The following is a 7,990-nucleotide window of genomic DNA, read 5'->3' on the forward strand; positions in this document are numbered from 1 at the left end:
TCTAAATCGTTTTTTTGTCAATCGCGTTAATTACGAAAACGCAGCGATTAATTGTTGTAACGCTTGATTATCGGCCGCCGTCCCAATCGTCAGGCCTAGCCACCCTGGCCGTAACCCGGTCCGAATCAGGTAACCGTGGTGTAATAAATAATCGGCGAGGCGGTCGGCATCTGGGTACTCAAAGAAGATAAAGTTAGCGCCAGATTGGTCGTAAGTAATTTGACGTTCGTCAAAGAATTTTGTCCACTTAGCCCGTTCAGTCGCATTTTTTTGGACAGTGGCTGCCACAAAATCGGGATCATTAAGTGCCGCCAAGGCAGCGACCTGGGCCAACGAGTTCACATTGTATGGCAAGCGAACGGTCTGCATCGTCGCCGCATACCGTTGATTGAAGACCGCATAGCTGACGCGGAAATTGGCGAGTCCGTATGCTTTAGAAAAGGTCCGCATGACAACGACATTCTCGTATTTGGCGGGCAGCTCCATCGCGGTCACCTGTGCCGCATCAGCTGCATAATCAATGTATGCTTCGTCGATCAACACCATCGTCTCTTGGGGAACCTGCTGGATGAAGGCTTCAATGTCGGCTAACGATTCCACCGTTCCAGTCGGATTATTGGGATTGCATAACCAGACCATCTTGACCTGCGGCGTGATTGCGGCAGCTAACGCTTTGAAGTCAACGTGATCGTTGGCTAAAGTTGGCACGCTGACTAGCTTGGCATCCTCGATTTCAGCGTGCAGGCCGTACTCTGAAAAGGTCGGTGCAGAGACGATGACTTGGTCACCAGCCCCCAAGAACGTCCGCGATAACATCACGATCATTTCATCAAGGCCAACGCTAAACACGATGCTGGCCGGGTCGATCCGTTGTTGCTTAGCGACCGCCGTACGCAAGGCTTGAGCATCCGCATCCGGATAACGATTACTCTGAGTAAAGTCCCAATTTTTAATCGCAGTCGCCACCGCTGGCGAGGTCCCGTATGGATTTTCGTTGGCTGATAACCGCACCAACCGTGGTAAACCCAATTCGGCTTGCAACGTGGCTAATGGTTTTTCTGGCACATAGGCTGCTAACTGTTCGATGCTTGCTTTCATCCAACTACCTCCTATAAGTTCTTGATTTCAGGACGATCCTTGTAATCACTCATCTTGCCTTCACGCTTGGCGAGTTCAGTCTTGATCTGGTCAAAACTAACGCCGCGTTCGACGAGAAGCACGAGCACGTGATAAAGTAAGTCGGCCGTTTCATAGGTCAATTCATCGTCGCCAGGATTCTTCGCCGACCTTTTTCAAAATCTTGTCGAGCCCCTTAGTGAACAGGTAGTCCGTGTAAGACCCCTTCTTAGGCGTTGCTTTCCGTTGTTTGATCAGTTCATATAATTCTTCCATGTTTTGCATATTCGACACCACTTTCTTCTATTATATAGCTCTCATTTGTTAACTCGGTCAGCATCATCAATTAAGATACTGACCGTCACATTTACTGAACATTATCGATTGCCGGTTTGCTAACGCGCACACTGGCTAAAACACTGGCCATGCGTCATCGGGCAAACACCGTGTTAATCTGGCACTTCACCAACTACTTGACCGGGTTGAAAAAACAACTCGTGTGGCCGGTGTGACAAGCTGGCCCGTGGGGATGGACTGAGACTAGCAACGTATCTTGGTCACAATCCAGCGTCATATTGACAACGTCTTGAACATTGCCACTCGTTTCACCCTTGTGCCAGAGTTCTTGGCGTGAGCGTGACCAAAACCACGTTTGCCCGGAACTTAACGTTCGTTGGTAACTTTCGGCGTTCATCCACGCGACCATCAAGACGTCCTTGGTATCGGCGTCCGTTACGACCGTCGTGAGTAAGCCATTACCCTTCTCAAAATCTGGTTTCATCGAACCACGACCCCACTTTCCTTTAAGGCGGCTTTAACATCCGCAATCGTCAACTCACCGAAATGAAAGACGGAAGCAGCAAGCGCTCCATCGACCGTTGTATCTGCGAACACATCGACAAAGTCTTGCAGGTTGCCGGCACCCCCGCTGGCGATGATTGGCACGTTGACCGCTGCACCAAGCGCCTGATAAAGCTTGGTATCAAATCCGGCTTTCGTGCCATCGCGATCCATGCTAGTCACCAACAACTCACCAGCGCCTAAGTCGACGGCTTGTTTGGCCCATTCGATTGCATCTAAATCAGTCGCTTGCTGACCACCGTGGGTATAAACGCGATACTGCTGAGCTTGCTCATCCCAGGCGGCGTCGATAGCGACCACGATACACTGATTGCCGAATTTTTCAGCTCCGGCCCGAATCAAGTCAGGATTGGCAACCGCTGCCGAATTAATGGCCGTTTTATCCGCCCCAGCCCGCAGAATCCGTTGCATATCCGCCACACTGGTGATGCCGCCACCAATCGTCAGTGGCATGAAGACTTGTGCGGAGACCTGTTCGACCATCGTTGCCATCGTCTCACGGTGTTCATTAGTCGCCGCGATGTCTAAGAAGACCAGTTCGTCGGCCCCCTGTTGTTGATACGCAGCGGCAATTTCGACTGGATCGCCAACATCAGTCAGATTGACAAAATTAACGCCCTTTTTAACGCGTCCATCGGCAACATCCAGACAGGGAATAATTCGTTTGGCTATCATGCTTCCACCTCCGCTAATGCTGCCAGGGTCACGCCACCCTGAGCCAGTGCCTTACCGATGATGACATCTTTAAACCCACTGGCTTGCAAGACTTGGACATCCGTCAAATCGCGAATTCCACCGCTGGCAATTAGATTTGCAGTTGGTACCTGGGCTTGCAATTCTTCGTACAAGCCTAAGTTAGGTCCCTGCATCGTGCCATCACGAGCAACGTCAGTCACGATAAAGTGGCGGGCGCCACTGGCCGTCATGGCTTTCATCAAGGTACTCATCTTCGTTTGCGACTGTTCCAACCAGCCCTTGATGGCGACGTAACCATCCGTCCCATCGATGCCGATGACGATTCGTTCACCGCCAAATTCGGCCAAGAGTCGTTTGACCAACTCAGGGTCCGTCAACGCCACCGACCCTAAAATCAGACGGTCGATGCCGAGTTTCAAATAACGGGTCGCGAGTTCATAGGTCCGAATCCCACCGCCTAATTCGATGGTACCCTTAAAAGCCTTGCGAATTGCGGCAATCGTGGCATAATTTTCAGGCTGTCCCGATTTGGCGCCATCCAAGTCGACCATGTGGAGGTGGGTCAATCCGGCCGCGTTAATTTGTTGCGCTTGGGCCACCGGATCCGGATTGATCAGCGTCGCCTGTTTAAAATCACCTTGGTAGAGTCGAACACTCTGGCCGGCTCGTAAATCAATTGCTGGAAAAATCATTTGCACTCACCATTTCCTTAAAAGCTGCTAGTTGTTGTAATCCGACCTGACCACTCTTCTCAGGGTGAAACTGCATGCCAATCACATTTTGGCGTTGCACGATGCTGGGTACCGTCACCCCATGTTCCACGGTCGCCACGATTTCAGCGCGCGGACAAACGGCATAGTAGGAGTGAACGAAATAAGTATAAGCGGCATCGATGCTGGCAAAGGCACTGTTTGGACGTTGGAGGTCATTTTGATTCCAGCCCATCTGTGGCACTTTGACGTTCAAGTCATCCGGAATGGCAGTGACGTGGCCGCGTAGTAGTCCCAGACCGGCATGTTCGCCGTACTCCGAGCTGCTCTCAAATAGCAGTTGCATGCCCAAACAAATCCCTAAAATCGGCTTACCGTTTTGAGCCAGTTCCTGCAACACGCCGACGAGCTGCCGTTCTTTTAAGGCATCCATCGCCGCAGCAAACGCCCCGACCCCTGGTAGAATAACGGCATCGGCACTCGCCAACTGTTGTGGGTCGGCAGTCAAAACGGTCGGCACTTGTAAGTAATCAAAGGCTTTCTTCAGATTACGGGTGTTGCCCGTATCATAATCGACGATTGCGAACATTAAATCACGCCTTTCGTGGAGTTGACCCCCTGAATTTCAGGATTGATCGTCACGGCCGCCCGCATGGCACGACCAAACGCTTTGAACAAACTTTCAACTTTATGGTGGGTATTGCGCCCGTATAAGATGCGTGCGTGTAAATTCATCTCGGCGGCAAATGCGACGGCTTGAAAGAAGTCTTCAACCGTTTCAGTATCTAGACCACCGAGTCGCGGATTCGTGAGTTCGGCGTCAAAGACTAAGTAGGACCGCCCGCTCAAGTCAACGCTGACCTGGCCCAAGGTTTCATCCATTGGCACAAACTCGGTGCCGTACCGTTCGATGCCCTGCTTGTCACCCAAGGCTTGCTTGAAGCACTCGCCGAGCACGATGCCGGTATCTTCCGTCGTGTGGTGCGGATCAACATCCAAGTCACCGTGGCACTTGACGACTAACCCAAAGCGACCGTGCTTAGCAAATAGGTTCAACATGTGGTTCAAAAAGCCGATGCCCGTATCAATTTCAATGCCACTCTGTTCGTCTAAATTCAAACTAATTTCAATCTGTGTTTCCTTAGTTTCACGTTTAATCGTTGCTTGTCGCATGTGCATTTCCTCCTCGTCTCATAACCGGCTGGCTGTTAGTCGCCGGCACCAACCAACAATTAGCAGGTCTTAATCATAGTAAGTGTCAAACCGACTCTCGATTGCACGAGCGTGGCCTTCCAAGCCTTCGACCCGCGCTAAAGTCGTGATTGCGGGCGCTTCTTTGGCTAAGGCGTCTTTGGTGTATTGAATAAAGGACGTCCGCTTAACGAAATCATACACGCCGAGCGGTGACGAGAACCGCGCCGTCCCACTAGTTGGCAGGATGTGGTTGGGACCCGCAACGTAGTCTCCGAGTGGTTCGGAGGCGTACCGGCCTAAGAAGACGGAACCCGCATTTTTGATCAGGTTCAAGTACTGCGTCGGATTCTTCAATTGAACTTCCAAGTGTTCGGGCGCCACTGTGTTCATCAGGTCAAACATGTCTTCGACCTTCGAGACCACCGCGATAAACCCTTTTTCATTGACAGCCGCCGTGGCAATGTCTTCACGTGGCAACACGTTCAATTGTGACGTCACATTGTCACTCACCGCTTGGGCTAAATCCGCACTATCGGTAATCAAGATCGGCCGTGCCCGCTTGTCATGTTCAGCTTGGCTCAATAAATCAGCCGCTAACTGACGGGGATCCGCGGAATCATCCGCTAAGATACCGATTTCTGATGGCCCGGCCACCATGTCGATGGCCACCTGACCAAAGACTTGTTTCTTGGCTGTTGCCACAAAGATGTTTCCAGGGCCGATAATTTTGTCGACCGCCGGAATCGTTTCAGTCCCGTAGGCTAACGCGGCGATGGCTTGAGCGCCACCAACTTGATAAATCGCGTCGACACCGGCGATTTTTGCTGCGGCCAGCACGGCGGGATTAATGCCGTCGACTTGTGGCGGGGTGACCATGATGACTTCATTGACACCCGCGATTTTGGCCGGTAAGGCACTCATCAGTAATGTTGATGGATAAGCGGCAGTGCCACCTGGAACGTATAAACCGACCCGATTGAGTGGCAGTAACTTTTGTCCCCGTAGGACGCCAGGTTGTTCAGCATCAATAAAGCCTGTTGCCTTTTCCTTTTCGTGGAAACTGGTAATGTTGCGTTTGGCTAATAACAAGGCATCCTTCACTTTGGGATCCAAATTGTCATAGGCGTCATCAATCACGGCTTGTGATAGCTTGAAGTCGGTCAGCTTAACCTGATCGAACTGGGCTTCGTAATCCTTGACGGCCGCATCGCCGTTTTTGATCACGTTGGCAATAATATCGCGTACCGCGGATTCAACCTTTAAATCGGTCAACTGTTGGGTCTTGGTTTGAACTAAACGTTTTAAACTGGCTAAATCTTCATTAATAATTTTCATTAGGCAAACTCCTTTGGATTATTCGCGGCGACCACTGCAGCTAACCGATCAACTAAGTCATAAATGGCGGTTTGTTGCTGTTTGAGCGCTAAGCGGTTGACCACTAACCGGGTCGAAACTGGTTGTAAATAGTCATAAATTTGTAAATGGTTCTCACGAATCGTGGTCCCCGTCTCGGTGATGTCGACGATGGCATCCGCCAAACCGGTCAACGGTGCTAATTCGACCGAGCCTTCAATCTTAATAATTTCAACGTCTTGACCCAAACGATCAAAATAACGTTGGGTAATCAGGGGGTACTTGGTGCCGATGATCTTGCGCCGTGGTGCGACCGGATCGAAGTCGGCGGTCGATGCCAACACGAATTGGCACTTGCCCACGCCCAGATCTAACAATTCGTACTGGGTACTCTCGTGTTCGGTCAAAATATCACTACCAACGATACCGATATCGGCAGCGCCCCGTTCGAGGAAGGTCGTGACGTCTGGCCCCTTTGCCAAAATAAACTCATAGGGTTGGGTCTTGGAATCAAAAATCAATCGGCGCTGCTTATTGCGGACTTGCGAACAATCCAGTCCGGCCTGTTCCAATAATGGGAGGACTTGTTGTTCAACGCGGCCCTTGGTCAACGCAATTTTCAAACGTGGTTCAGTCATTGGTCACACCTCCAGTTAAATCAATCAGTTGCGCATTCAAACGTTGTGCTTCGATGCGCGCCCCTGCTAAGTCATCCGCCAAACTCAAAATGGCGTGCGGTTGTTTTGCTAAGTAGGCCTCCGCTTGTGGCCATTGTTCAGGTTCAAAGTAAATCAATTGTTCGGCGTAAGCGGTCTGTTGGTCGGTGGCTAAAGTCGTTAACAAGTCGACGTTTAGCCCCATCCCGACGGACGGTTCTGCTTCCGCTTGAAAGTTCGTCAGTAGTTTGTCATAACGACCACCGCTGAACAGGTAGCCGGCACCTGCTTGTGAATAACCCCGAAAAGTCAGGCCAGTATAGTATTTTTGTGGGGCTTGACTACTCAGGTCCACTGAAACGGCTTGTGCTGGCATCGTCTTTTGCATCCAGGCCACCACTGTTTGCAGGCGCTTAAGACTTGGTTGGACGCTTGCCGGTAGTGGTGCTGCGGCTAATTCTTTGAAGATCCGTTCTAGTCGTCCAAACAACCGTGGCCAGGCTTTGAGAAAATCATATAAAGGTTGGGCACGGTACTTGGCAATCAAATTCGTGTAGCGTGGCACTTGCTTGTCGAACAAGGCGGTTAAAATAGCCTGTTGGGCTGCATCATCGCTGGTCAAACTGGCGACGACCCGTTGCGCAAACTGGGCATCCCCTAATTCGATTTCGACGGCATCGGCAATCAGTTCGCTTGAAAGCTGGTTAGCAATCGTCAAACATTCAAACTCTGCTTTCAACGAGGCATAACCAACTAATTCGACCCCCGCTTGCGTAATTTGGTTATATGAGCCAGATAATTGGCGACTCACTCGGAAGATATCACCGACGTAGCCGAACTTTTGTGGTAACGGCACGTTGGTCGCGCTAATGAAGCGAGCGACGGGTAAAGTCATGTCTGGCCGTAAGACCAACGTGCGACCGTCATTGCTAAATAACCGGTAGAGCTGATAATTGCCCATCTGGTACGGATCAAATACCGCTTCATTCTCTAATAACGGCGTTGCAATTGGCGCGAGCCCCCGTTGCTTGAAATGGGCTTGGATCACCGCGATCAGGTGTTGCTTCGTCCGTGCCCGCCGACCAAATTCATCCCGGGTTCCTAATGGTAATAAATGTTTCAACATAATTTACGCCTCCTAAAACGTCGTTATTATTCAAACTAATCAGAATTAATTCACTTTGTTATCGATTAAACACTTTAATCAACTGTTTGCGCACCTACCGCGATACCGCGTTTTCCCCGCAAGCAATGACTTGAGCGAACCGTTGAAGCTAAAAAAACGCCCTCTTAGCAATGTGCTAAAAGGACGTTTTCGCGTGGTTCCACCTTATTTTATCTACCGCTCGCACGGCAGACCTCATGTTGATCAAGTCAACTTGGATAACGAAACCAATTCGGCTA

General features: G+C 50.6%; 9 protein-coding genes and 1 pseudogene. All 10 read right to left on the reverse strand.

The genetic code is table 11. From position 1 onward, the window contains the following. Positions 1 to 30 precede the first annotated feature (30 nt). The 10 genes and pseudogenes from hisC to hisZ all read right to left on the reverse strand — a co-directional run bounded on the left by hisC (position 31) and on the right by hisZ (position 7,712). The gene (gene hisC / locus KGF70_RS15900) at positions 31 to 1,098 is read right to left on the reverse strand and encodes a histidinol-phosphate transaminase (RefSeq protein ID WP_216769529.1); all 1,068 of its coding nucleotides are present in this window, start codon (positions 1,096 to 1,098) and stop codon (positions 31 to 33) included. 11 nt (positions 1,099 to 1,109) lie between these two features. After that, positions 1,110 to 1,401 (reverse strand): annotated as a pseudogene (gene hisE, locus KGF70_RS15905) (phosphoribosyl-ATP diphosphatase). Positions 1,402 to 1,585: 184 nt separating this feature from the next. After that, on the reverse strand, positions 1,586 to 1,897 hold the full coding sequence (gene hisI / locus KGF70_RS15910) for a phosphoribosyl-AMP cyclohydrolase (protein ID WP_105920798.1): 312 nt from the start codon (positions 1,895 to 1,897) through the stop codon (positions 1,586 to 1,588). After that, on the reverse strand, positions 1,894 to 2,652 hold the full coding sequence (gene hisF, locus KGF70_RS15915) for an imidazole glycerol phosphate synthase subunit HisF (RefSeq protein ID WP_105920797.1): 759 nt from the start codon (positions 2,650 to 2,652) through the stop codon (positions 1,894 to 1,896). The genes hisI and hisF overlap by 4 nt, the downstream gene beginning before the upstream one ends. Beyond that, the gene (gene hisA / locus KGF70_RS15920) at positions 2,649 to 3,365 is read right to left on the reverse strand and encodes a 1-(5-phosphoribosyl)-5-[(5-phosphoribosylamino)methylideneamino]imidazole-4-carboxamide isomerase (RefSeq protein WP_050339504.1); all 717 of its coding nucleotides are present in this window, start codon (positions 3,363 to 3,365) and stop codon (positions 2,649 to 2,651) included. The genes hisF and hisA overlap by 4 nt, the downstream gene beginning before the upstream one ends. Beyond that, on the reverse strand, positions 3,346 to 3,972 hold the full coding sequence (gene hisH / locus KGF70_RS15925) for an imidazole glycerol phosphate synthase subunit HisH (RefSeq protein WP_216769531.1): 627 nt from the start codon (positions 3,970 to 3,972) through the stop codon (positions 3,346 to 3,348). The genes hisA and hisH overlap by 20 nt, the downstream gene beginning before the upstream one ends. Beyond that, on the reverse strand, positions 3,972 to 4,556 hold the full coding sequence (gene hisB / locus KGF70_RS15930; RefSeq protein ID WP_050339506.1) for an imidazoleglycerol-phosphate dehydratase HisB: 585 nt from the start codon (positions 4,554 to 4,556) through the stop codon (positions 3,972 to 3,974). The genes hisH and hisB overlap by 1 nt, the downstream gene beginning before the upstream one ends. A gap of 69 nt (positions 4,557 to 4,625) precedes the next feature. Next, positions 4,626 to 5,912: a histidinol dehydrogenase gene (gene hisD, locus KGF70_RS15935; RefSeq protein WP_088770983.1), complete on the reverse strand. Its 1,287-nt coding sequence runs from the start codon at positions 5,910 to 5,912 to the stop codon at positions 4,626 to 4,628. Then, a complete protein-coding gene (gene hisG, locus KGF70_RS15940) occupies positions 5,912 to 6,568 on the reverse strand; it encodes an ATP phosphoribosyltransferase (protein ID WP_003639306.1) in 657 nt (218 codons plus the stop codon). Before hisG ends, hisD begins: the two co-directional genes overlap by 1 nt. Then, on the reverse strand, positions 6,561 to 7,712 hold the full coding sequence (hisZ, locus tag KGF70_RS15945; RefSeq protein ID WP_216769533.1) for an ATP phosphoribosyltransferase regulatory subunit: 1,152 nt from the start codon (positions 7,710 to 7,712) through the stop codon (positions 6,561 to 6,563). Before hisZ ends, hisG begins: the two co-directional genes overlap by 8 nt. Positions 7,713 to 7,990: the final 278 nt, after the last annotated feature.

It is taken from the genome of Lactiplantibacillus sp. 7.2.4, from assembly GCF_018991185.1.
GTDB classification, from domain to species: domain Bacteria; phylum Bacillota; class Bacilli; order Lactobacillales; family Lactobacillaceae; genus Lactiplantibacillus; species Lactiplantibacillus pentosus.